The following is a 24,168-nucleotide window of genomic DNA, read 5'->3' on the forward strand; positions in this document are numbered from 1 at the left end:
TTTTGGCTGGCCCCCTGCTGTGATGGGGGCCAGCTCAGCGTTGCTCTGTCAGTATTCTGGGGGTGACAAAAATCAACAGTTCGGTTTTTTCATTAAAGTCGTTGTTGCGCCGGAATAAACGCCCCATCACAGGAATATCACCAAGCACAGGTACCTTGGAGGTCGTGTTGGTGTACTGCTGCTGATAGATCCCCCCCAGCACCACAGTGGCGCCATTATCGACCAGCACCTGGGTTTGAATACGTTGAGTATCAATAGCCTGGGCCGGTCCATTTCCGGTAGACACCGTCTCGCCCCTGGTGTCCTGGGTGATCTCCAGATCCAGGATAATTTTGTTGTCCGGTGTCACTTGTGGTGTCACTTCCAGACTTAACACCGCTTTTTTAAAGGTCACAGTAGTGGCGCCACTGCTGGAAGCTTCCAGGTAAGGGATTTCAGTACCCTGCTCTATCCTGGCTTTTTTCTGATTGGCGGTGGTAATACGGGGGCTGGCAATAATTTCGCCTTTGTTTTCCTGCTCGAGTGCAGATAACTCCAGATCAAGTAAAGTGCCGTCGGCAAACTTGGTGACATGAAAGGCCAGGCTGCCCGCCGGATTGGCCACAGGTAAATTCACATTCCATCTGTCTCCCAATGAGGGCACAGTGCCTCCGGCTAAATCATTGGCGCCGCTGGCATTGCCGGACCAGGCATTATTGTTTTGCTGATCACTGAAGCCCCAGCGAATACCAATTTCGTCCCGCACATTGTCGCGTACAGTCACCATCCGGGATTCGATCAGTACCTGTTTCACCGGCACGTCGAGGCGGCGCAACAGACGCCGGATATTGTCGATGCTGCGCCTGTTGTCTTTGACCAACAAGGTGTTGGTACGCTCGTCCACAGAGACATTGCCCCGCTCCGACAACAAGGTGGCCTCTTTGTTGTTCAGCAATGCGGCCAAATCGGCCGCTTTGGCATAATTGACAGTCAGAAATTCTGACGTCAGAGGTTCGAGCTGTTCAACCTGTTGCTGTGCCTGCAACTCACGGGCCTCCCTGGCTGCCAGCTCTTCCGAAGGGGCTATCAGCAGAATATTGCCTTCCAGACGTTTATCCAGCCCGCGCACCTTGAGCACCATATCCAGCGCCTGATCCCAGGGCGTACCATCGAGTCGCAACGTAATATTGCCACTCACTGAGTCACTGGTCACCAGGTTAAAGCCTGTATAATCTGCAATGATCTGCAGCACCGTGCGCACGGGCACATCCTGAAAATTCAGCGAAATGGGCTTGCCAACATAAGGGCCCGGAGCGACAGCCTGCTGCTCTGCTTTTTTCTGCACAATCAGCTCAAAGCTACTGTCCAGCTGATAGTATCTGTAGTCCACCTCCGACAAATTGCTGATCACCAGCCGGGCATTCTGGTCTTGCCTGAAGGTTTCGATGCCCTGCACCACAGTGGCAAAATCCAGCACATCCAGTTGATACAATAATTCATCCGGCAGCCGGGTCTGCAGAAAATCCAGTTGGATCCGCTGACCATCTGAACTGACATCAACAGCAATAGCCGGACTGGACAGAGAAACCAGCACTTTGCCTTCCCCTTCAGCCGTGCGGCGGAAATCTATGGCGTCGATCTGATTCTGTGGCTGGGCGGCGGCGGCCATAGTCCAGCACACCCCAATAGCGGCCATCCATCTGTTCATGCTCCCCTCCCCCCCTGCAGCTGGCCAGTTGGTGTGGCCGGCAACTCCAGTTGTAATTCTGTTTTCCGCCGGATAAAGCAGCCGGAGCCATCAGGCACCAACTCATCGATCAACACTTTATCCGGGCGCACCTGACGGATTTCGCCGTAAAACAGCCCCAGCCGATCCCCCACTGTCACCCGGTGCAATTTCTGCTCAGCATCCTGCAATAAGGCCCACAGCAGACCATTGGCACCTAAGGTACCTTTCATGGAAAGGGTATCCAGCGCTACCAGCTCCAACGGCTGCTTTGACTGTCCGGCCTCGGGCTGCAAACAACCCGCTCTGCCAGTAGCCGCAACAGCTCCCTGCGCAGGCTCAGGCATCACAAAAGGGCTGCGACCCAGATAACTTTGATAAGGCTGGTGTTCAAACGCATTTACAGGTTTCAGCGCAGGCACTGTGGCCACTGCATTTTGTTGCACTTCCTGCATAAAAAGCCGGATATCGTCGCTGTTATCAAAACAGCCGCCAAGCAGCACAGACCCCAGCAACAAAATATGAGGTTTCATAAGGTTGCCCCGCTTTTAGCAGGTGTTGCAGGCGCCGCCTGAGGCTCTTTGTACCGGTATGTCCTGGCCACCACAGCAAAATTCAGCCCGGCAGTTTCTGTGGTTTTCAACTGAAAATCATGCAAAGTGACAATACGGGGCAAAGCCGCCACTGCACTGACAAAACGCCCGACCTGATGATAGTCACCCTGCACCTCTATCTGGATCGGCAGTTCGGTGTAAAATTCTTTTTCGATTTCCGGCATCCAGTGAATACGGACAAAACTTAACCCCACCGAAGTACCGGCAAACGTAATGTCATCTAACATACCTGGGGTCTCCCGGCTGCCAGGTAACTGCTGCAGCAACCCCGCCAGCATCTGTTCCATCTGCTCCATCTGCTGCTGATACAAAGGCAGATTCACCGCCAGATTGTATTTACTGCGGTAACTTTGCCTGAGCTCCTGCTCTTTTTGTTGTTCTGCCTGTAACAGGCTCAGCGCCGGGTCAACCAGAAACAAATAACTGCCAATCACCACCAACAGAGCCAACAGTGCCGCCAGCGCCATACGACCGGCTTTCGGCCACGAACCCATATTGCTGAAATCCAGCTCCGATAAATCCAGTTCCGATAAATTCAGGTTCAGATTCATGATTTAGCCCCGGCTTTTTTCGCCTTTTTTCCCTTACCCTGCGTTTCAGGCGGTGGGGCCACTGGTTCGGCTCCCAGGATCAGCATATGCATTTTAAAATCGCTCAAACCACGTTGGTCTTCCACATCGGCCTGAATAAACTCCAGCAGTGGCTGGCGAAATAAACTGGACTGCTCCACCTGCCGCAGTAAAGTGGACAGCCTGTTATTGGATTCACTGCGGCCGGTCAGTAACAGCTGATTGGCTTTTTTGTCCATGCCGGTCAGAAAGACCCCATCAGGCACAGTTTGAGCAATCTGATCAAAGATCTGGGTCCCCAGGTTGCGTCTTTGCTGCAGTTGTTCAATCAGTGCCAGTCGCTGTTCCAAATCTTTTTTCTTCTGGTTCAGTAAGCGGATTTCATACAGTTTTTTATCCAACTGCTGAATTTCGGCCTCCAGCAGGCCGTTTCTGACCTGCTGACCTGCTGTCATCGCCTGTACCAGCCACATCAGCAGAAACATCACACCAAAGGTCAGCAACGCCACCTGGCCCAGTTGCTGCAAATACTTCAGTTGACGCTGTTTACGGGCCGCTTCCCGCCAGGGCAGCAGGTTTACAAATGACATGATGAGAACCCCCGTAAAGCCAGGCCACAGGCGATTAACAACGCACAGCTGTGCTGGGCATAACGCCCTTTGTCTGCAGCAGGCCCCCAGTGCATCTGACCCAGAGGATCCGCCAGCACCGTATGAATGGCCAGTTCATCCGCCAGCAATTGCGCCAGTCCGGGCAAGCAGGCTGAACCACCGGACAGCAAAATATAATCCACCTGTTCGTTGCCGCTGGTAGTCAGGTACATTTGCAAAGCGCGGCGCAGCTGTTGCAACAACTGGGTTTGAAAAGGGGCTGTGACTTCAAAGCTGGCGCTGGGAGGTAAATCCCCCAGCTGTTTGGCCCGCTCGGCCTCAGCGGATGTTTTGCCATAAAAGCTGGCGATCGCATTGGTGTAGTGCTGGCCGCCGAAGGCCAGATCCCGGCTGTACAGCAGCTGTTCCCCCTGCACTATGCACAGCAGCGTCAGGCTGGCCCCTATATCCAGTACCGCGACCCTTTTCCCCATAGCGTCGGCAGGCAACTGGGCATAACAAAGCGGAACAGCCCTGCTTAAGGCGGCACTTTCCACATCCACCACTTTGGTCAGAAACCCGGCCTGCTCCAAAGCGCTGACCCGGCTTTGCACAGTGACAGTGCGGGCTGCCGTCAGCAGCACCTGAGCTTGCCCTGTTCTGCTGTCCTGCCCCAGCACTTCAAAATCCAGGCTGACTTCATGTAAGGGGTAAGGGATCAGGCTTTCAGCATCCAGCTCAATCTGGCGCGCCAGGGCTGCATCATCCAGCTGCGCATTCAGCAAAATCACTTTGCTGATCACCTGAGCCCCGGATACAGCTGTCGCCACAAAACGCACTGTTTTCTCAATCTGCCGCCGGACCCGGCTGAGCACCTGACTGACGGCTTCAATATCACGGATATCCCTGTCCATCATCACATCTGCAGGCATAGGTTCAATTGCAATGGCTTCTACTTTATAATGCCCGGCTTGCTGACTAAGCAGCACGGCTTTGATGCTGTGGGAACCGATATCGACGCCCAGCATCAGGTTTTTTTTAGGTGGAAAGAGCCGGTTCAGCATAAGTTCAGGTGATACAGGTGAATGATTTAACTGGACTTGTGAACTGAGCTTAGTAGGTTTCTGCCAAAGTAGCGGCCAAGTTGGCTGAAAAACATTCCGTTTCAGTGTTGTGCCCTGAAGTGGCCTGACAGAGGGTTCTGATGTCCTGGTTTAAAAAAATAACACTGCTGATTCTGGCGGGTCTGATGTGTGGCGTTCTGACGATCGCCGGCGCTTATCTTTATGTCAAAGACGATTTGCCCAGTGTTGCCACGCTAAAAGAAGTCAAGCTGCAGACCCCGATGCGGGTATTCAGTCAGGACGGGCAACTGATTTCACAGTTCGGTGAAAAACGCCGTATTCCGCTAAAACTGGAAGAAATGCCGGACTTGCTGCTCAAAGCCGTTTTGGCCACTGAAGACAACCGCTTTTATGAACACCCAGGCATTGATGTGATAGGCATGTTACGCGCCGCCACTGTCGTAGCATTAAGCGGGGAAGCCCGCCAGGGCGCCAGCACCATTACCCAACAGGTAGCCCGCGAGTTTTTCCTTAGCAGGGAAAAAAAGATCCTGCGTAAAATCAAAGAGATTTTCCTCGCAATCCGGATTGAACAGCAACTGAGCAAAGATGAAATTCTGGAACTGTACCTGAATAAAATTGAATTGGGTCAACGCTCTTTTGGTGTGGGTGCCGCCGCCCAGGTGTATTTTGGCAAAAACATTCAGGATTTGACCTTGTCCGAAATGGCCATTATCGCTGGTTTGCCCCAGGCTCCGTCCGTGTTGAACCCGGTGCGCTCACCCAGCCGGGCCCGCACTCGCCGTAATATAGTGCTTGGCCGCATGCTGGCAGAAAAATACATCACCAAGGAACAATACGAAGCCGCCATTGCGGAACCTATAGTGTCCAAGCTGCATGGCGCACAAATCACTGCATCCGCCCCTTATGTCGCCGAAATGGTGCGTCAGGAAGTGGTCGCTAAATACGGGGAAGACGAAGCCTATTCCAAAGGCTTTCAGGTGTTTACAACCGTCGACACCCGACTGCAGGCGAAAGCCGTTGAAGCCGTGCAAAAGAACGTTATTGGTTACGATGAGCGTCATGGTTACCGCGGCCCCGTTGCCACCCTGTGGCAAGCCACTGCTCAGCCTCAGGCCGATGGCTCAGTGCAGTTTGCAGAGCAAGAGCGTTTATCTGACGCCGAAATCCTGGCTTATCTGGATGAACAGGATGGTCTGGAAGATTTGACACCAGCAGTGATTACCGCCGTATCAGGCCGTGAAGCCAGCGCTATTTTGTCCGGCGGCCGCGCCATTCAGATTGACTGGGATGGTTTAAGCTGGGCACGCAAGTTTATCAGCCATGACCGTCAGAGCCACGCGCCGAAAACGGCGGCTGAAGTGCTGGCGCCAGGGATGCACGTGCTGGTGAGGCCCGCAGGGTCTGGCTGGCGGCTGGGCCAAATCCCCAATGTCAGCAGCGCTCTGGTCGCTATCAGTCCGAAAGATGGTGCGCTGCAGGCCTTGGTCGGTGGTTACAGCTTTGCGATGACCCAGTTTAACCGCGCGACTCAGGCCAACCGTCAGGTCGGTTCCAATATTAAACCTTTTATTTATTCTGCCGCGCTGGACAATAAACTGACTCTGGCCACAGTGATGAATGATGCCCCTATCCACGAGTGGGATGAAGGCGCCAATCAGGCCTGGCGACCCAAAAACTCGCCGGAAGTGTACGATGGTCCTATCCGCATTCGTGAAGCCCTGGCCAAATCGAAAAACGTGGTCGCGATCCGCTTATTACGTACTGTGGGTATAGAAAAAACCCGCCAGCATCTGACCAAATTTGGCTTCAGGGAAAAAGACCTGCCACACAGTGAAACCCTGGCCTTAGGTTCAGCCTCTCTGACACCGTTGGAACTTGCCACTGGTTACGCCACTTTTGCCAACGGCGGCTTTCTGGTGAAACCTTATTTCATCACCAAAATTCTGGATGATGAAAACAACCTGATTTATCAGCATCAGCCGGTCGCTGTCTGTGCTGAGTGTGAAGCCCGTGATAAAGCAGGCCAGCTGGCGGTGCTCCAGGCCCGGCAACAAGCTGAAGCACAGCAGCAGGCCGCGGCCGACGCTCTTGCGGCCGATCCGGAAGCGCAGCTGGAAGCTCAGTTTGCGGCCCCTGCACCACAAAGTCCAACCGAGATCCCTGACTTCGTCTCTCAGGAAGCCCCTTATGCACCAAGGGTGATCTCAGCGCAAAATGCCTTTCTGGTGGCCGACGCGCTGAAAAGCTCCATTTGGGGTGGCCGCGGCTGGGTCGGGACTGCACACAGGTTGCGTGAGCTGAAACGTCAGGATTTATCGGGAAAAACCGGGACCACCAATGACGTCAAAGACGCCTGGTTCTCCGGGTTCTCACCTGAGCTGGTAGTCACCACCTGGGTAGGTTTTGACGATGCTGAGAGCCGGCTGGGCAAAACCGTCTGGAACAGCAATCTGGGCAAAGACCAGACAGCGGGCAGCGAATCTGGTGCCAAAACAGCCTTGCCTGCCTGGCAGGAGTTTGTTGGTTTTGCCCTGGACGGCAAACCACAAGTTATTACCCCGCCACCTGTCGGGATCAGCTCGGTGCGGATTGACCTGAGCACCGGCCTGCTCACCCAGGCGACCGACAACAGCAGCACCTTCGAGTATTTTATTCAGGGTACTGAACCCAAAACTTACGCCAACTCGGCCCTGTCTCCAGTTCCGACAGAAACAAAAGAATCGCAGGAAGAAATCGAGTTGTTTTAACAGATGGCGCATAAGCTCCGGTTTTGCTGGCTATAATTCAGCAAAACCGGAGGTGTTATGCGTCTGATTATTCTTGCCTGTTTCAGTTTCAACCTGGTCGCTCACCCCACCCTCAAAGCAGGCTACCCAACCGGCTTTAGTGACGAGCTGCCAGGCAAAGCAGGCAACAGCCTTCGCTCTCAATTACTTTATTGCATTGAACAGCGCTCCAATCTGCACTGGTCCTGGCAATCTTACCCAACAACCCGGCTCTTTCATTCCCTTGCGTCCGGCGATTTGGATCTGGTCTACCCGGCTATTTTTTCAGCAGAACGGGAAACCTACGCTATTGCCAGTGAAAAGCTGTTTTACGTGCGCAATCTGTGGCTGAGCACGGCATCCCGCCCTATACCGACCAAAGAAAAGAGCATAGTCGTCAAACGGGGGTCGTTGCAGGTCGAGCAGCTCAAAGAGCGTGGCTTCGTGAAGCTCGTGCTGGTGGAGGACTTTCGCACTCAGCTGGATATGCTGGACGCCGGACGGGCTGATCTGGCGTTAATTCCGGAAGAAACCTTTCTCAGTCTGCAGGCTCAGCGCAAGCAGCGTTACTCCCGCCTTGAGTTCAATAAAGTCGCAGGGGGCTTTTACCTCAGCAAAAGAGCCAACAAGGCTTTTTTGCCTGCGCTGAATCAGGCGATCCAAGGTTGTTTACCTCAGTTTACTCCAGGAGAAAACTAATGTACGTCGACGGCTTTTTAATTCCAATTGCCAGCCACAGGCTGGATGAATACAAAACTATGGCGGCAGCAGCGGCTTTGATCTGGAAAGAATACGGTGCTGTGGAGTATGTCGAAACGGTCGGGGACGACATGACTATTGACGGGGTGGACAGTTTCCTGAATAAAGCGGGCTGCAGCACAGAAGAAACAGTGGTGTTCAGCTGGATCAGTTACCACGACAAGGACCACCGGGATGCGGTCAACGAAAAGGTGATGGCCGATCCCAGAGTGCACCAGATGATGGATCAGGACGATCCGGTATTTGATTGCCGCCGTATGGCGTACGGCGGCTTTCGTCTACTGGTAAAAGCTTAAGCTGACAACTTTTCAAACCAGACTTTGGCAGCCGCCAACGCCTCGGCGACCCGTTTAGGGCAGGTTCCGCCTAAAGCACCACGTTTCGCCAGGCCCGCTTCAATGGTCAGCGCCGGATACACATCGTCGCTAATGAGCGGGCAGACTTGCTGCATTTGCGACAGGCTCAGCGCTTCCAGCGGCTTTTTCTCACGTGAAGCCAGCAAGACCAACTCACCAGAGATTTCATGCGCATCGCGGAACGCAATGCCTTTACCCACCAGATAGTCTGCCAGATCGGTGGCGTTGCTGTAGCCCAGTTCAGCGGCTTCACGGCAACGTTCGATATTCACCGACAAATGCGGCAGCACGGTAGAGAGCACCAGCAAACATTGCTGCCAGGTCGCCACCAGGTCAAAGAAACCTTGCTTGTCTTCCTGCATATCTTTGTTATAGGCCAAAGGTAAGCCTTTTAAGGTATGCAGAATAGCAACCAGGTGGCCCAGCACCCGGCCGGTTTTACCCCGCAGTAACTCGAATACATCCGGGTTTTTCTTCTGCGGCATCAAGGACGAGCCAGAGCTGATAGCGTCGCCCAGTTTAAAGAAGCCCGCTTCGCCGGAGCAGAAGAAAATCACATCTTCTGATAACCGGGATAAATGGGTCATGCAAATCGATGCGGCGGCCGAAACCTCCACCACATAATCCCGGTCGGACACAGCGTCCAGGCTGTTCAGTGCTGCGCTTTGAAAGCCAAGACGCTGCGCAAGCGCATGACGGTCAATTGCAATGCCGGTTCCTGCCAGGGCGCCACAGCCCAATGGACACACATCCAGCCGTGCTAATGCATCATCCAGACGGCTTAAATCCCGTTTAAACATTTCGACATAGGCCAAAGCCCAGTGGCTGACCAGCACAGGTTGCGCGCGCTGCAGGTGGGTAAAGCCCGGCATCACAGCACCATGGAAACGGTCGGCAAACTGGATCAGGGACCCAATAGCACCTACCAGCAAGCGACGAACCTGTTGACTGTTCAGTTTGGTCCAGAGCCGTAAATCCGTGGCGACCAAATCATTGCGGCTGCGGCCTGTGTGCAGCTTTTTCGCTATCACACCAATTTTTGCCTGCAGTTGGCTTTCCACCCAGCTGTGAATATCTTCTTCCTGAGTTTCCAGTGGCAACTTAGGATTCGACTCCAACGCCAGCGTTAAATCGGCCAACGCATGATCCAGTTGGTCGGCTTCATCGGCCGTGATAATGCCGGCTTCCAGCAGGCCGGCAGTCCAGGCCCGCGAGGCAGCAATATCCTGCTGCGCTAGCTGATAATCGAAACTTAAGGAGTCGTTAAAATCACGGAACTCAGCCAGACTGGCTTCGGTAAAACGTCCACCCCACATTGCCATGGTTGTTACCCTCTGAGAATTCATAAAAAAGGGCCGGACTAAAACCGGCCCCGCAGTCAGACTACAATAAAGCGTTGGTTAGTCGATACTGCCTTTTAAGGCACGAATGCGGCTGGCCAGGCTGTACAGGCGGATAAAACCGGCTGCATCTTTCTGGTTGTACACTTCGTCCCCTTCGAAGGTAGCAAAAGCTTCAGAGTACAGGCTGTTGCTGGAACGGCGCTGTGTCACAGTCACATTGCCCTTGTACAGTTTCACCATGATGTCACCTGTCAGTTGATCGGCCAGCGAGGTCGCTGCCGCGAGCAGGGCATCTTTCAGTGGGGTGAACCAGCGGCCGTCATACACCAGCTGGGCGAACTCCAGGCCGACTTCTTCACGGTATTTCAGTGAGGTGCGGTCATACACCAGGGATTCCAGCGCACGCAGTGCCGCCACTAAAATAGTACCACCCGGGGTTTCGTAACAACCGCGGGACTTCATGCCCACTAAACGGTTTTCGACGATGTCGATACGGCCAACACCGTGCTCTGACCCAATGGCGTTCAGCAATTCAATGGCTTTTACCGGGTCCACCACGTCGCCGTTGAGCTTGGTCAGCTCGCCCTTTTCAAAACTCAGCTGAATGTATTCAGCTTTGTCCGGTGCCTGCTCTGGTGATTTGGTCCACATCCAGATCTGATCAGACGGTTCATTCCACGGGTTTTCAATCTCGCCACCTTCGTGCGAGATATGCCATAAGTTGGCATCACGGCTGTAAATTTTGGTGGCTGACGCTGTGGTAGGAATGTTTTTCTCTGCCAGGTAGTTCAGCAACGACTGACGGGAGTTGAAGCTCCATTCACGCCAAGGCGCAATCACTTTTAAGTGCGGAGCCAAAGCAGCAAAGGCGCCCTCAAAACGAACCTGGTCATTGCCTTTACCAGTACAGCCGTGACAGAGCGCGTCCGCGCCCAGCTCCAGCGCCAGTTTGACCTGGGCACGGGCAATCACAGGGCGGGCCATTGAGGTACCTAACAGGTACTGACCTTCATACACAGCGCCGGTTTTCAGCGTCGGGTAAATCACTTCTTTGATCAGCTCTTCGCGTAAATCCACCACGTAGCAGCTGCTGGCACCGGATTTAATGGCTTTTTCTTCCACACCAGCGAGCTCATCATCGCCCTGACCCACGTTGGCCACAAAAGCAATGACCTCACAGTCATAGTTTTCTTTTAACCAAGGCACAATGGCCGAGGTATCCAAACCACCTGAATAGGCCAGCACAACTTTTTTGATACTCATCTTCAACCTCAACTGAATAAACTGACTAACACCGCGTTTTGTGCATGCATACGGTTTTCCGCCTGCTGCAGTACCAGCGAACAGTCGCTGTCCAGCACTTCGCTGGTCACTTCCTGGCCGCGGTGAGCTGGCAGGCAGTGCATAAAATGTTTCACGGCCAGGCGCTGCATCACGGCCGTATTAATCTGATAAGGCGCAAACAGTTGTTCAATCAGCGCCGGGTCCGCCCGGCCCCCCATCGACAACCAGGTGTCCGTGTAGATGGCATCGGCCCCTGCGGCGGCCGACACATGCTGACTCAGCGTCAGTTTAGCGCCACTTTGTTCCGCCAGCGCCTGGGCTTTGAGCAGCACATGGGCATCCGGACCAAAGCCCTGCGGCGTCACCACCGTCAGTGTCATGCCTAAAATGGCCGCCCCCAGCATCAGCGAGTGGCAGACATTATTGCCATCGCCAACGAACGCCAGATGCACTTTGGACAAGTCGCCATAATGCTCTTTTAAGGTCAATAAATCGGCCAAAGCCTGGCAGGGGTGATACAAATCGCTGAGCGCATTAATCACCGGTTTTTTACTGCTTTGCGCCAGTTGCACTAATGTTTTTTGTGAATAAACCCGGGCCACTATGGCGTCAGTCCAGCAAGCCAGGTTGCTGCCAAAATCTTCCACCGACTCCCGTACACCCAAAGCGCCATTTTGCTGATCCAGATAGACCGAATGGCCACCCAGTTTGTGGATGCCGACGTCGAAGCTGACACGGGTACGCAGTGAAGGTTTCTCAAACAACAGTGCAATACTGCGGCCTTTTAAGGCGCTAGAGAATCGGTCTGGGTCACGTTTAATTTCGAGGGCTAAATCCAGCAGGTGGGCCACCTGGTTCTGACTTAAATCAGCTATACACAGCAGCTGGGTTAATTTACTCATAAATCACACTTTATGCGCTAGGCGCTTTCCTTTTTAAAGGCCAGAGCCCAATGCTCCGACGTCTGTTTATACAACCATTAATACTGAATGCAGGTGCCGACCGGCTCGTTACGCATCAGTTTTAATAAATTATCCGGGTCCTGCCAGCCTGCCACAATAATGGTGCTTTTCAGTGCTGCCGCAGTTTCCAGAGCCGCATCCAGCTTGACTTTCATACCACCTTTAATCACACCGCTTTGCACCAGCGCTTCTGCCGCCTCTGCGGTTAAGGTTGGGATCAACTGCATATCCGCATCCAGAATACCTGGGACGTCCGTCAGCAAAATGAGCTGCCCCTGCACCAGCTGGCAAATAGCCGCAGCCGCAATATCGGCGTTCACATTCAGCAACTGGCCTTGCTGGCCAATCCCAATGGAACTGAACACAGGCGTAAAGCCCTGGGCCAACAGGCTGTTCACCAAGCTGCCATCATTGGGCTTTGCAATGCCTACGGCCCCCAGTTTGGTATTCACGTCAAAGCTTAAGCTGCCACCGGCAGCCAGATTTAAACCGACTGGCTTTAGACCCGCCACTGTGGCACGACTGACCATTTCCGCATTGACGGCGCCGTCCAGAGCTCCGGTAATCACCGGCATTTGTTCGGCCGGAGACACGCGCTGACCATCAATTTTTTCGGTGGTAAACCCAAATTTCGCCAGCCATTGGTCGACCTGATCGCCACCACCATGCACCAACACCAACGGGTGTTGGTGCTTGAGTTCAGCACAAACTGCTAACAGGGCATCCAGAGCGGCCTGGTCTTGCAATAAGCGGCCACCCATTTTTAAGACATAAACCTTACTCATGAGGCACCCCGGCGAATAAACCTGCGGTTTCTGCAAAACCGAACTTCAGGTTAGCGGCTTGCAATGCCTGAGCGGCCGCCCCTTTAAGCAGGTTATCAATAGCCGACACAATCACCAACTGCTCAGCATCCTGCTGCCAGTGGATATCGCAAAACGGGGTACCGGCCACATCGGCCACATTGGGAGAATGACTGACCAGACGCACCAGCGGTTTACCGGCATAGGCTTGCTCAAAAGCAGCTTTCACCTGTTCAGCGCTGACACCGGCTTTTAGTGTCACGACTGAGGTCGCCAGAATGCCGCGTTTGAAGTTACCCAGATGCGGGGTAAACACCACTTTGCGGCCCAGGTTCTGCTCAATCTCAGGACGGTGGCGGTGTTTAAAGAAACCATAGGCATTCAGACCCACTTCACAAAAGGAGGTACTCAGCGCCGCTTTACGGCCAGCACCGGACACACCACTGGTGGCATTAATCACAGGAATGCAGCCATCAGCCACCAAACCGGCCTTTAACACTGGCAGCAACGCCAGCGAACAGGCGGTTGGGTAACAGCCAGGCACGGACACCAGCTGTGGCAGCGGTTTATCCAGCCACTCGACCAGTGAATAAACAGCTTGTTCCAGCAAATCAGTATGCAGGTGCTCGTAGCCGTAATACTTCGGATACAAGGCCGGGTCTTTCAGACGGAAGGCGCCGGATAAATCAAATACGGCAATGCCTTTGGCCAGCAGTAAGGGCGTCACCGCCTCACTGACTTCATGGGGTAACGCCAGGAAAGCAACGTCTGCATCCAAGGTTTCGGCCCTGTCATCTGTCCAGGGTTCTACCTGAATATCCACCACGGCCTGATGGCGTGGGTAGAGTTTAGAAAAAGGTTCTGCCGCGCGGCCTGCGGATGCAAAGGCATAACTCAGTTCAAAATGTGGGTGGCGTGACAGCATCACAGCCAGCTCTGCACCACTGTAACCTGCCGCACCCAGTACTGCAGCTTTGAGTTTGCCTGAAACAGATAAAGTCGTCATAAACAGCGAAATCTCCGCGACTTAAAACAAAAAATAAGGCCACGCCCGAAAAAGTGAGGCCAGTGTAGAGGGTTCGACATGCAGATTCAAGAATTTTTATTCTGAATTTATGAATTTTTATATTTAAAAAATTCATTTTCGCCTTCTTGCCCGCTACAACCCAAGGTTGGGCACAGCTTAGACCAGATCCGTGGCAGACTAAAGTAAAAAGCCCTGTTTTACTGTCCCTCGTTTTGTTGGTCTGCCAGCGGCATAGTCCCAGGCAATTGCAGTAACGCGTCTGCAAGTGCTGAATAAAAACTCAAAATGCCAGGTACCGGCTGAATGCCTGCTTTTGCCAGCGTTTTGAGCGGCTGAAACTGCAAGTCCGTCACCAGCAAATGCACTTTTTGTTTTTCCGCCAGACTGATTAATTTTTCAAAGGCAGACAAGCCACCTGCATCCATCAGAGTGACTGCATCCATCATCAGAATGGCGCCCTGCTGACCTTTCAGTTTTTGTGACAATTCCCCAAAAACCCGGTCGGCGGCAGCAAAAAACAACGGGCCACTAATGCGGAACACTTTCCAGCCTGCAGGCACGGTGTGGCTGAGTAATTTGCGGTTATGGCTGATATCGACAGCGCGGGTCATATCGGCCACTTGTTTGACGAATAAAAATGCGGCAATCACCATGCCCAGACTAATGGCCACCACCATATCAAAGAGCACTGTGCAGCCACAGCAGATGCTGAAGATCCAAATGTCCTCTGTTGGCGCTGTTTTTAACAGACGCATGGCTTTAGGTGCTTCGCTCATATTCCAGGCCACCACCAGTAACAAGGCCGCCATGGCGGCCATCGGCAAATAAGCCAGTACAGGGGCCAGCAGCACCAAGGCCAACAGCACAGTCCCGGCATGCACCATGGCAGCGACCGGCGACTGAGCACCAGAGCGCACATTGGCAGCCGAGCGGGCAATGGCCGCAGTGGCCGTAAAACCACCAAAAAAAGGCGTGACCAGATTGCCAATGCCCTGCCCTAACAATTCGCTGTTGGCACTGTGGCGTTTGCCCGTCATGCCATCCAATACCACAGCGCAAAGCAACGACTCAATAGCGCCGAGCATTGCCATGGCAAAAGCAGCCGCTAACAGATCTTTGACCATTTGCGTGCTCCACTGCAGTGGCTGACCGTCCGGCCCCGATTGCAGCCAGGGCCATTGCAAGGCAGGCAGCTCAGACGGTATGCCAAAGCCTGTCGAGCCATCGGGCAACAGGTAGCTGAAGCGTGAGCCAATACTGTCCAGACTCAAACCAAACTGCTGCAAGGCAATGCCGAGAAAAGTCGCCAGCGCCAATGCGGGCAAATGCGGCGGAACAGGCCAGCCCAGTTTTGGCCAGCACAGCATCACCGCCAGAGTGGTCAGCGCGACCAACAAAGATGGCCAGTGCAATTCAGGTAAAGCCGTGAACAGCACCTGGAGTTTTTCCAGGTAATGTTCTGGCATCGACGCCAGCCCCAGGCCCAACACATCATTGAGCTGCAAAGTGGCAATCACAATCGCAATGCCGCAGGTAAAACCCAGCGTCACCGCCTCCGGAATGTATTCGATAAAACGGCCCAAACGCACCACAGCCATCAAGATCAGAATAAACCCGGACAATAGAGTGGCCAGCAATAACCCTGCCAGCCCATAGTGTTGGGCCACAGGGTACAGCACCACCACAAAAGCCGCTGTTGGGCCGCTGATGCTGTAACGTGAACCGCCACAGAGGGCAATGAAAAAGCCTGCCACGACCGCAGTGTAGAGGCCGTATTGAGGGGGAACACCGGATGCGATGGCCAAAGCCATCGCCAGAGGGATCGCAATAATACCTACAGTTACCCCTGCCAGCAGGTCTTGCTTCAGGTGCCAGAGCCGATAGCCATCGGACAGGCTTTCTCTTAAAGCATGCCCTATACGCAGCGAAAACAGATAAGAACGATGTGACATGTCCCCTCCCTGAATCAATAGCTTGAGTGTAACAGAGTGGGCCAATAAATTTTTTGTTTCAGAGCAAGGTGTTAGACCAAAGTCTGACGTTGTTTACACAGGTAACGCACCCCAGACAAAGTGCTGACCGAATGGTAAAAGCCCACGTCAGTGCACTGCACTGTTACAGGGCCGGCGCTCTGGCGATAACTGAATTCTGGCCGGATTTTGCGTGCCAGGGTGACGTGAGGCAAAAACTGTTCCGGTTGAGGACCGGTCAGCACCGGCTGGCAAAGCGCAGACAGCTCCGCCTGCAGGTCCATTAAGGCAGGAACCCCGGACTGCACTCCTAAAAACAACACTCTGGCCTGATGAAATTGCGCCAGATGATCAAAGCAGAGCTCAAAAGCCGGTGTGCGCTGAAGCAGCGGCAAGGCGTCCTGCCATAGCTGCTGTTGGGTTTCTTCACTCTGTTGGCCCAGAAACACCAGAGTCAGGTGCAAATTGGCAGGCGGGTGCCACAAGGCATCCGGGTATTGTGCCACCGGCTGGCAGGCCGCCAGTTGCTGTTGCTGGGACGGACTAAAACTTAGACTGAAAAAACAACGCTGCATACCAAAACACCAAGATTCGGATTTTGCTCCTGTTCAGTGGGCTTAGTATGCACGCAGAGCGCAGTTTACTCTACAGCAACCTCAGGCCGCACCCCCAGCAAATGGCAAATGGCGTAGGTCAGTTCGCTGCGGTTTAAGGTGTAAAAATGGAAGCAGTTCACACCTTCACGGCTTAATACCTTCACCATGTCCATCGCAATATTGGCAGCCACCAGATTGCGGGTGGTTTCGTCTTTGTCCAGCCCCTCATAAGCTTTATGCATCCAGGCTGGGATAGCCACATTGGTCATGGCGGCAAACTTCTGCAATTGCTTGAAGTTGGTAACAGGCAGAATACCCGGCACAATGTCCACATCAATACCAACAGCGGCACAGCGGTCACGGTAACGCAGGTATTTTTCCGGTTCAAAGAAAAACTGGGTAATAGCGCGCGAGGCGCCAGCATCCACTTTGCGTTTTAAGTTCAGCAGATCAAACTGGGCGTTAGGTGATTCCGGATGCACTTCCGGATAAGCCGCAACCGAGATGTCAAAGTCCGCCACTGAACGCAGAATTTCCACCAGATCCGCCGCGTACAAGGCTGGCTTTTCCGTGGTGCCAGGTGGCAGATCCCCCCGCAGTGCCACAATGTGGCGAATGCCATTGTTCCAGTAATCACGGGCAATGGCTTCAAGCTCAGCGCGGCTGGCGTCGACACAGGTTAAGTGTGGTGCCGCAATCAGCCCGGTACGCTGTTTAATGGACTTAATAATTTCATGGGTGCGGTCACGTTCGCCTGAGTTCGCGCCATAGGTCACAGAGACAAAAGAAGGTGCCAATGGCGCCAGCCGCTCAATCGACTTCCACAGCGTTTGTTCCAGCTGTTCGGTCTTCGGCGGAAAAAACTCAAAACTGACATTCACCTTACCCTGCACATCCTGCAGGTTACGGTTGATGGACTCTAAATACTGTGCGCTGACAAAAGACATAAAATTCTCACTTTACCCAGGCTGCGGCCTGCGCCTGACTGTGTTGAGCGGCTTTGGCCGCGGCTATTTTTTGTTTGGCCAACAAGGCTAAATCGGCATGCACACCGCCGGCCGTCACCTGACGCCCCGCGCCCGGGCCTTTGAGCACCAAGGGATTCTGCTGGTACCAGTCGCTTTCAATCACAAACACATTATCACAAGGAATAATAGCGGCCAGTGGATGGTCAGGCGCCACAGACACCAGCCGTACCTGCGCCTTTGCCTTGCCCTGCTCTATTTTCAGCTCCGCGATATAACGCAGCACTTTGCCTTGTTGTTGTGCTTCGGCCAGTACAGGCGCAAAGGCATGGTCCAGCACTTCAGCCTGCTGCCAGAACTGTTCCACAGAACCGTCAGCCAGCACAGCAGGTAATAAAGGTTCCAATGCAATCTGTTCCAGCTCCAGCGGTAAATCCAGCTCCCGTGCCAGTACCAGTAATTTACGCTGGACGTCTTTGCCGGACAAATCGTCCCGCGGGTCCGGCTCGGTAAACCCCAGTTGCTGTGCTTGTTTCAGCAAGGCTGAGAACGGCACTGAACCATCAAATTTGGCCAGCAACCAGGACAAAGTGCCGGAAAAAATACCACTGACGGCATGCACTGTGTCCCCACTGCTGCGCAGTTCCTGCAACAAACGCTGCACCGGCAAACCAGCTCCCACAGTGGTGTTACTCAGCCACTGCACCTGCTGCTGCGCCGCCAGTTGCTTAATGTGCTGGAACTGCGCAAGCGGCAAGGTCACACCTTGTTTGTTGGCACTGATCAGGTCAAAACCCGTCTGAATAAATTGCGGATAACGCTCGGCAAAAGCTTGGCTCGGCGTCAGATCAATTAACACTTTTGGCTCGGCCAGTTCCTGCAGGGCCAGCTGCAGGCTGTGCTCCGTATAAAGCGGAGCCTGCTGCAGCTGTGCGGCCCAATCCGACAGACTCAGGCTCTCGGCAAATAAGGCCTGACGGGAGTTCAGTAAACCCGCCAGATTCAGTTCAATCTGACCGGCCAGCGCCTGCTGCTGCCGCTCAAGCAGCTGCAAAAACTCGGAGCCTACATTGCCGGTACCGGCCACCACCAGGTTCAGCCGCACCACTGAAGGCAATAAAGCCTGATGCAGCTCGGTCAGCTCCAGCGACGTCAGCGGTTGCGCAAATAACCAGACCGCCAGTTGTTCATCATTAAATACTGCCGCAGGCGCCTGACGTTGCAGCCACTGCTGCGCCTGGGTACTGACCTGCTTTTGCCGGCGGGCGGCCGGTTTTACCCAGGCCACCAGGTGATACAGCTGTGGACTGACCCGGGCGAATACATTTTGACTGGCCAGAATGCTTAACAAGGGGTCGACCACAGCTGCAGGCACCAGCCATTGCTGAGCCTTGCCTGGTGCGGCAATCACAGGTTGTTGCAATTGTGCGGCTAAATCTGCGGCATTCAGTGCACAATGGGCGGGCAAGCTGACCAAAGCTGCCTGCTGAATGTCGGTTAAAAACTGCACTTCGATGGCGCTTTGCTGACTGACCTTACAACCCGGATGCTCCGGGTTAAAACTGCTGCGCACCACTAAATCTGCTGGCGCATCCAGCAGCGGGCTTAGGGTTTTCGCATGCAACACAGGGTTGCCTAAAGCCGCCAGCGTTAACGCCTGCTGCCAGGGCACTTGTTTATAGGCGCGGGCTGACGGCACTTTACGTGGGTCTGCGCTGTAAATCGCATCAACATCTGTCCAGATATGGATAGCACTGGCGTGCAGCAGACGCCCCAGAATAGTGGCTGAATAGTCGCTGCCATTGCGACCCAGCGTAATGCTCTGCCCATGAATAGTGCGGGCAATATAGCCCGTCACCACATTCAGGCCGCTTTGCTTCAAGGGTTCCAGCAACTGCGCAGACAAATGCCAGTCCACTGCCGAACCATCCAGCCGCAGAAAATCACGGGCATCCAGCGCCTGACTGCGAAGCCCACGTTCGTTCAGTAATGCAGCCAACAGCTGGCTGGAAAAGCGCTCACCAATGGCAAGCACATCATTCAGTTGCTGCGCCGCCAGAAAACCGGGGATTTCAGCAACCCAGCGGCTCACCTGGGCCATTATCTCTTCAGGTTCAGCCAGAGTACGGCGAGCCAGCAACTGCAGTTTGTGCTGCAACCCGGTTTGTAACTGCAAAAACACATCCGGCTGCTCGCGGCTGTCAATCAGCGCCAGCAATTCGTCTGTGGTATCACCGGGGGCCGACACCACGACCCAGGCCTCAGGTTCCTTCTGTAAAATATCGGCCACAGCAGCAAAACGTTCTGCGCTTGCCAGACTGCTGCCACCAAATTTATGGACTACCAAACTCATAAACTCACCATAATGCCGTTAAGGCCGGGTTTAATCGAAACTGGGCGTCAGGGCCCTGCGCCTGCACAGACTGCCGACCTGCATTCAAGGGCGTCTGCGCAGTTAACTGCTGCTGCACTGCGGCAAAACCTTGCGCCAGATCAGCAATCAGCTCTGCTGCATCTTCAATGCCGACCGACAAGCGGATTAAGGTCGGCCCTATACCCGCCGCTTTTTGGGTGGCCGCATCCAAAGACGCATGGGTCATGCTGCCCGGATGGCAAATCAGGCTCTCAATTCCTCCCAGTGACTGAGCCAGCGTGAAGTACTTCAGCGCACTGAAAAATACTGGCAATAAGGCCTCGTCTGCCGCCAAGTCAAAACTCAGCATGGAGCCAAAACCAAATTGCTGGGCTTTGGCAATGGCATGGCCCGGGTGCTCTGGCAAACCTGGGTAATACACTTTACTGACCAGCGGCTGCTGCTGCAGAAACTCTGCAACTAAGGCTGCGTTGTGCTGATGCTGTTTAATGCGCGGTAATAGAGTACGCAGGCCACGTAAGGTTTGGTAAGAATCAAATGCACCTGCGGTCACGCCCAGGCAATTGGCCCACCATTTCAACTCATCGCCGATGCTTTGCTCTTTAGCAATCAGTGCGCCGCCCACTATGTCACTGTGGCCATTGATAAATTTGGTGGTGCTGTGCACCACAATATCGGCGCCCAAATCCAGCGGCTTTTGCAATACAGGCGACAAAAAGGTGTTGTCTACCACCACTTTGGCTTTGAATTCGTTGGCGAGCGCTACTACAGCTTTAATATCCGTGATTTGCAGTAACGGATTGCTTGGCGTTTCCAGCCAAATCATGGCTGGCCTCACAGCGCGGATCTCCTGCTGCCAGCTGTCGAGCTGAAAGTTCACCACTTTCAGCTTGAACGCGCGCTTGCGGCTGGCCAGATTAAAAAATAAACGGTAACTGCCACCGTAACAATCGTGGGGGATCACCAGCGTATCGTCCGGGCCTATCAGCTGCAGCGCCAGTAAACAGGCCGACATGCCTGTATTGGTGATCAGGCCTTTAGCACCGCCTTCCAGCTCTGCCAGGGTTTCCCCCAATAAATCCCGGGTTGGGTTGTTGGAGCGGGAATAGTCGTACTGACCAGGCTGCTTAAAGGCCTTTAACTCATAAGTGGAAGTCAGGTACAAAGGTGGGGTCACAGCGCCAAAAGCCGGGTCCTGCGCTATACCGGCTCGTGCTGCAATAGTGGCTGAATGACGCTGGCTCATAACAAGACCTTTAGATGTTTAGACGTCTAAAAGTATACATCCCAAAAATAAGATGTCAAAACATTTAGACGTCTGTATGATGAATTACTGTACAAGGTTTGTAGTGTGCAGCAATAAGAAGTAAAATTTGCGGCCTTGCGCCAGGCAACAGCCCGGCGACTCCTCAATTGATAATTTCAAGGTAACCCTATGGCAAAGTGGAACGGTGAATACATTCACCCTTATGCGGAGCACGGTAAAAAATCTGAACAGGTTAAAAAGATTACCGTATCAATACCGCTGAATGTACTGAAGGTGCTCACTGACGAGCGTACCCGTCGTCAGGTGAATAACCTGCGGCATGCCACCAACAGTGAATTGCTCTGTGAAGCGTTTTTACACGCCTTTACCGGACAGCCACTGCCGGCAGATGAAGATTTACGCAAAGACAACCCCCATCAGATCCCACAGGAAGTCCGTGATATCCTGGTCAGTATGGGCAAACCTATTCCTGAAATTCAGGAAGCCGAAACAGACGAAGAATAATCCAACAAGATTCAGTCTGAACCACGTACTACAGATTACACAGCAAAAACCCGCCTAACAGCGGGTTTTTGGTTTCTGACAGAGGTTTAAAGCTGCAGATAGTTCTCCGGTAATGGCAAACGCGCCACTCCAGAAGCGACTGCAGCTTCGGCCACCGCTCTGGCCACCCGCTGCAATAAACGCGGGTCCATTGGCTTCGGAATAATATAACCGGGGCCAAATTCCAGATGACTGACCTGCGCCGCATCCAGCACCGCCTGAGGCACTGGCTCTTTGGCAATAGCACGGATGGCATGCACAGCAGCTATTTTCATTTCATCGTTAATCACCCTGGCCCGCACATCCAAAGCCCCGCGGAAAATAAAGGGGAAACACAAGACGTTATTCACCTGATTCGGGTAGTCCGAGCGGCCTGTTGCCATAATCAAATCGGAGCGCTGGGCCTGGGCCAGTTCAGGTTTAATTTCCGGATCCGGGTTGGAACAGGCAAAAATCACCGGCTTATCCGCCATCAGCTTCACCGCTTCAGGCGGTAAAGCGTCTGGTCCAGACACCCCAACAAAGACATCAGCCCCCTCCATCGCCTCTTCCAGCGTGCGTTTGTCGGTGTTGTTGGCAAACAACTTTTTGTACTGATTCAGATCATCGCGGCGGCTGTGGATCACCCCTTTGGTGTCGAGCATGTAAATATGCTCACGCCGTGCCCCACATTTAACCAACAGCTCCATGCAGGCAATAGCCGCAGCACCAGCCCCCATACAGACAATCACCACTTTGCTGATGTCTTTGCCCTGAATTTCCAGTGCATTGAGTAAACCTGCGGCAGTCACAATAGCGGTGCCGTGCTGGTCATCATGAAACACCGGAATGTTGCAGCGTTTAATCAGCTCTTTTTCAATTTCAAAGCATTCTGGTGACTTAATATCTTCCAGATTAATGCCACCAAAGGTGTCGGCAATATTGGCCACTGTGTTGATAAAGTCTTCTGTGGTTTTATGGCTGACTTCAATGTCGATGGAGTCCAACCCGGCAAAACGCTTAAACAACAAGGCTTTGCCTTCCATCACCGGTTTGGACGCCATAGGCCCCAGATTGCCCAGCCCCAGAATGGCGGTACCGTTGGAAATAACCGCCACCAGATTGCCTTTGGCCGTGTACTTGTACACATTGTCGATGTTGTCGGCAATTTCCCGCACCGGTTCAGCCACACCAGGGCTGTACGCCAGCGCCAGGTCTTTCACTGTTTCAGCGGGTTTGCTGATTTCAATAGATATTTTGCCCGGTCTGGGCTCGGCGTGATACTTCAGCGCCTGTTCGCGTAGGTCTGACATGGTAAGAGGTTCCTGCTTTTTTATAGGGTTGCCCTGTGGGCTATAGATTTTTTTATTGGTAGTTACGGCTTGTGGTGCCGGCCGAAAAGGTGCCTCATTCTAAAGAGCGCCATGCAACTTTAGTATCGGAAATTTTCAGATCGTACCAGTGATCCACCCGACGCGGACAAAACAGAAAGATCACAGAGCCACTATTGGTTATAACAAGTTTTTAAACTAACGCCAAGCAGCAGGTCGGAGCAGTCAGAAAGAAGTCGAACTGCTCAGCCACAAAATAACGGAAATTCCGAAAGCCAGCGGGGCCCCAAAAAAAAGAAACCGGGCATAGGCCCGGTTTCTTCTCAGATAAATTTACAGAGACGGTGTATTTTCACCCTCTTTCTCAATCACTTCCGGCAGCAAGTCTTCACGGCTGGCTCCCAGTATCACCGCAATAGAGCTCGCCACAAAGATTGACGAGTAAGTACCAATGGCAATACCAAACAGCAAGGCGGCAGAGAAACCGGTCAACAGCGGACCGCCGAGGAAAAACAGCGCGACCAGTGACAGCGCTGTGGTACCTGAGGTAATGACGGTGCGGCCTAAGGTGGAAGTGACAGCTTCATTCACTGTTTCTTCCACTGTGGAGTCCCGTAACTTACGAAACATTTCGCGAATGCGGTCAAATACCACTATGGTGTCGTTAATGGAGTAACCCACCAACGCCAACAAAGCAGCCAGTACCGTCAGGTCGAATTCCATACCTGTGATGGAGAACATCCCCAAAGTGATGATCACATCATGCACTAAGGCCAGTACAGCACCGACCGAATAGCGCCATTCAAAACGAAAAGCCACATACATCATAATGCCGATAAAAGCAGCCAGCAGCGCCAGCATACCGTCTTCTTTCAGCTCGTCACCGACCGCAGACCCCACCACATCCACCCGGCGTTGAGTGACAGTCCCCTGCTCGACGGTTTGCACCGCCTGCAGAATTTGCGCGCCAACCTGAGCCTGATCCTCGCGAGGCGTAATACGGATCATCACATCCGTACTGGTGCCGAAGTACTGCACCACCGCATCAGGGAAGCCATTCTGAGCTAAAGCGCTGCGGATTTTATTCAAATCCGCCTGCTGCTCAAACCCCAGCTCTACGACAATACCGCCGGTAAAATCCAGGCCGAAGTTAATGCCTTTGGTGAACACACTGAACAACGAGCCCAGGATCAGCAGAACAGACAGCGTCATGGCTGGCCATTTCAGCTTCATGAAATTTAACGGCTCTTTAAAATTTAGAATTTGCATGAGCAGTCC

21 protein-coding genes are annotated in these 24,168 nt (G+C 53.4%); 4 read left to right on the forward strand and 17 right to left on the reverse strand.

The genetic code is table 11. The features are described from left to right. Positions 1 to 34: 34 nt before the first annotated feature. Genes WKJ03_RS10560 through pilM form a run of 5 tightly spaced genes read right to left on the reverse strand, consistent with a single transcriptional unit; the run spans position 35 to position 4,542 of the window. On the reverse strand, positions 35 to 1,687 hold the full coding sequence (locus WKJ03_RS10560; protein WP_337842168.1) for a type IV pilus secretin PilQ family protein: 1,653 nt from the start codon (positions 1,685 to 1,687) through the stop codon (positions 35 to 37). Further along, a complete protein-coding gene (locus WKJ03_RS10565; RefSeq protein WP_337842169.1) occupies positions 1,684 to 2,238 on the reverse strand; it encodes a pilus assembly protein PilP in 555 nt (184 codons plus the stop codon). The genes WKJ03_RS10560 and WKJ03_RS10565 overlap by 4 nt, the downstream gene beginning before the upstream one ends. Then, positions 2,235 to 2,870: a type 4a pilus biogenesis protein PilO gene (locus WKJ03_RS10570; protein WP_337842170.1), complete on the reverse strand. Its 636-nt coding sequence runs from the start codon at positions 2,868 to 2,870 to the stop codon at positions 2,235 to 2,237. The genes WKJ03_RS10565 and WKJ03_RS10570 overlap by 4 nt, the downstream gene beginning before the upstream one ends. Then, a complete protein-coding gene (locus WKJ03_RS10575; RefSeq protein ID WP_337842171.1) occupies positions 2,867 to 3,478 on the reverse strand; it encodes a PilN domain-containing protein in 612 nt (203 codons plus the stop codon). Before WKJ03_RS10575 ends, WKJ03_RS10570 begins: the two co-directional genes overlap by 4 nt. After that, positions 3,466 to 4,542, reverse strand: a complete 1,077-nt coding sequence (pilM, locus tag WKJ03_RS10580; protein WP_337842172.1) for a type IV pilus assembly protein PilM — start codon at positions 4,540 to 4,542, stop codon at positions 3,466 to 3,468. Before pilM ends, WKJ03_RS10575 begins: the two co-directional genes overlap by 13 nt. Positions 4,543 to 4,682: 140 nt before the next feature. Here pilM and WKJ03_RS10585 point away from each other — a divergent pair, with 140 nt between their 5' ends. From WKJ03_RS10585 to WKJ03_RS10595, 3 genes are read left to right on the forward strand one after another with little or no spacing between them, the layout of a single operon-like run. After that, complete coding sequence (locus WKJ03_RS10585) at positions 4,683 to 7,313, forward strand: PBP1A family penicillin-binding protein (RefSeq protein ID WP_337842173.1); 2,631 nt, start codon at positions 4,683 to 4,685, stop codon at positions 7,311 to 7,313. 57 nt (positions 7,314 to 7,370) lie between these two features. Continuing rightward, complete coding sequence (locus WKJ03_RS10590) at positions 7,371 to 8,030, forward strand: transporter substrate-binding domain-containing protein (protein ID WP_337842174.1); 660 nt, start codon at positions 7,371 to 7,373, stop codon at positions 8,028 to 8,030. Next, the gene (locus tag WKJ03_RS10595) at positions 8,030 to 8,386 is read left to right on the forward strand and encodes a DUF1428 domain-containing protein (protein WP_337842175.1); all 357 of its coding nucleotides are present in this window, start codon (positions 8,030 to 8,032) and stop codon (positions 8,384 to 8,386) included. The genes WKJ03_RS10590 and WKJ03_RS10595 overlap by 1 nt, the downstream gene beginning before the upstream one ends. Here WKJ03_RS10595 and argH read toward each other — a convergent pair. The 10 genes from argH to metB all read right to left on the reverse strand — a co-directional run bounded on the left by argH (position 8,383) and on the right by metB (position 21,016). Beyond that, positions 8,383 to 9,768, reverse strand: a complete 1,386-nt coding sequence (gene argH / locus WKJ03_RS10600) for an argininosuccinate lyase (RefSeq protein ID WP_337842176.1) — start codon at positions 9,766 to 9,768, stop codon at positions 8,383 to 8,385. The two genes, WKJ03_RS10595 and argH, sit on opposite strands and share 4 nt — an antisense overlap. Before the next feature lie 78 nt (positions 9,769 to 9,846). Continuing rightward, positions 9,847 to 11,052: an argininosuccinate synthase gene (locus WKJ03_RS10605; protein WP_337842177.1), complete on the reverse strand. Its 1,206-nt coding sequence runs from the start codon at positions 11,050 to 11,052 to the stop codon at positions 9,847 to 9,849. Between the two features lie 8 nt (positions 11,053 to 11,060). Further along, positions 11,061 to 11,975, reverse strand: a complete 915-nt coding sequence (locus tag WKJ03_RS10610; RefSeq protein ID WP_337842178.1) for an ornithine carbamoyltransferase — start codon at positions 11,973 to 11,975, stop codon at positions 11,061 to 11,063. A 77-nt stretch (positions 11,976 to 12,052) separates the two neighbouring features. Continuing rightward, on the reverse strand, positions 12,053 to 12,820 hold the full coding sequence (gene argB / locus WKJ03_RS10615) for an acetylglutamate kinase (RefSeq protein WP_337842179.1): 768 nt from the start codon (positions 12,818 to 12,820) through the stop codon (positions 12,053 to 12,055). Beyond that, positions 12,813 to 13,844 carry an N-acetyl-gamma-glutamyl-phosphate reductase gene (argC, locus tag WKJ03_RS10620; protein WP_337842180.1) on the reverse strand — a complete coding sequence of 344 codons (1,032 nt, stop codon included), beginning with the start codon at positions 13,842 to 13,844 and terminating at the stop codon, positions 12,813 to 12,815. Before argC ends, argB begins: the two co-directional genes overlap by 8 nt. Positions 13,845 to 14,062: 218 nt before the next feature. Continuing rightward, entirely contained in the window at positions 14,063 to 15,817 is a 1,755-nt protein-coding gene (gene dauA / locus WKJ03_RS10625) for a C4-dicarboxylic acid transporter DauA (protein ID WP_337842181.1), read from the reverse strand. 71 nt (positions 15,818 to 15,888) lie between these two features. Next, on the reverse strand, positions 15,889 to 16,410 hold the full coding sequence (gene thpR / locus WKJ03_RS10630; RefSeq protein ID WP_337842182.1) for an RNA 2',3'-cyclic phosphodiesterase: 522 nt from the start codon (positions 16,408 to 16,410) through the stop codon (positions 15,889 to 15,891). Between the two features lie 65 nt (positions 16,411 to 16,475). Continuing rightward, positions 16,476 to 17,378 carry a methylenetetrahydrofolate reductase gene (gene metF / locus WKJ03_RS10635; RefSeq protein ID WP_337842183.1) on the reverse strand — a complete coding sequence of 301 codons (903 nt, stop codon included), beginning with the start codon at positions 17,376 to 17,378 and terminating at the stop codon, positions 16,476 to 16,478. A 7-nt stretch (positions 17,379 to 17,385) separates the two neighbouring features. Next, positions 17,386 to 19,749 (reverse strand): bifunctional aspartate kinase/homoserine dehydrogenase II, encoded by a 2,364-nt coding sequence (gene metL / locus WKJ03_RS10640; protein WP_337842184.1) that lies wholly within the window; start codon positions 19,747 to 19,749, stop codon positions 17,386 to 17,388. A gap of 4 nt (positions 19,750 to 19,753) precedes the next feature. Further along, entirely contained in the window at positions 19,754 to 21,016 is a 1,263-nt protein-coding gene (metB, locus tag WKJ03_RS10645; protein WP_337842185.1) for a cystathionine gamma-synthase, read from the reverse strand. Between the two features lie 189 nt (positions 21,017 to 21,205). Here metB and metJ point away from each other — a divergent pair, with 189 nt between their 5' ends. After that, entirely contained in the window at positions 21,206 to 21,541 is a 336-nt protein-coding gene (gene metJ / locus WKJ03_RS10650) for a met regulon transcriptional regulator MetJ (protein WP_337842186.1), read from the forward strand. 86 nt (positions 21,542 to 21,627) lie between these two features. Here metJ and WKJ03_RS10655 read toward each other — a convergent pair whose 3' ends face one another. Continuing rightward, positions 21,628 to 22,872: a malic enzyme-like NAD(P)-binding protein gene (locus WKJ03_RS10655; protein WP_337842187.1), complete on the reverse strand. Its 1,245-nt coding sequence runs from the start codon at positions 22,870 to 22,872 to the stop codon at positions 21,628 to 21,630. Between the two features lie 351 nt (positions 22,873 to 23,223). Further along, positions 23,224 to 24,159, reverse strand: coding sequence for a protein translocase subunit SecF (gene secF / locus WKJ03_RS10660; RefSeq protein WP_337842188.1), 936 nt, complete (start codon positions 24,157 to 24,159; stop codon positions 23,224 to 23,226). Positions 24,160 to 24,168: the final 9 nt, after the last annotated feature.

Source organism: Rheinheimera sp., assembly GCF_037442525.1.
In the GTDB taxonomy this organism is placed as follows: Bacteria; Pseudomonadota; Gammaproteobacteria; order Enterobacterales; family Alteromonadaceae; genus Pararheinheimera.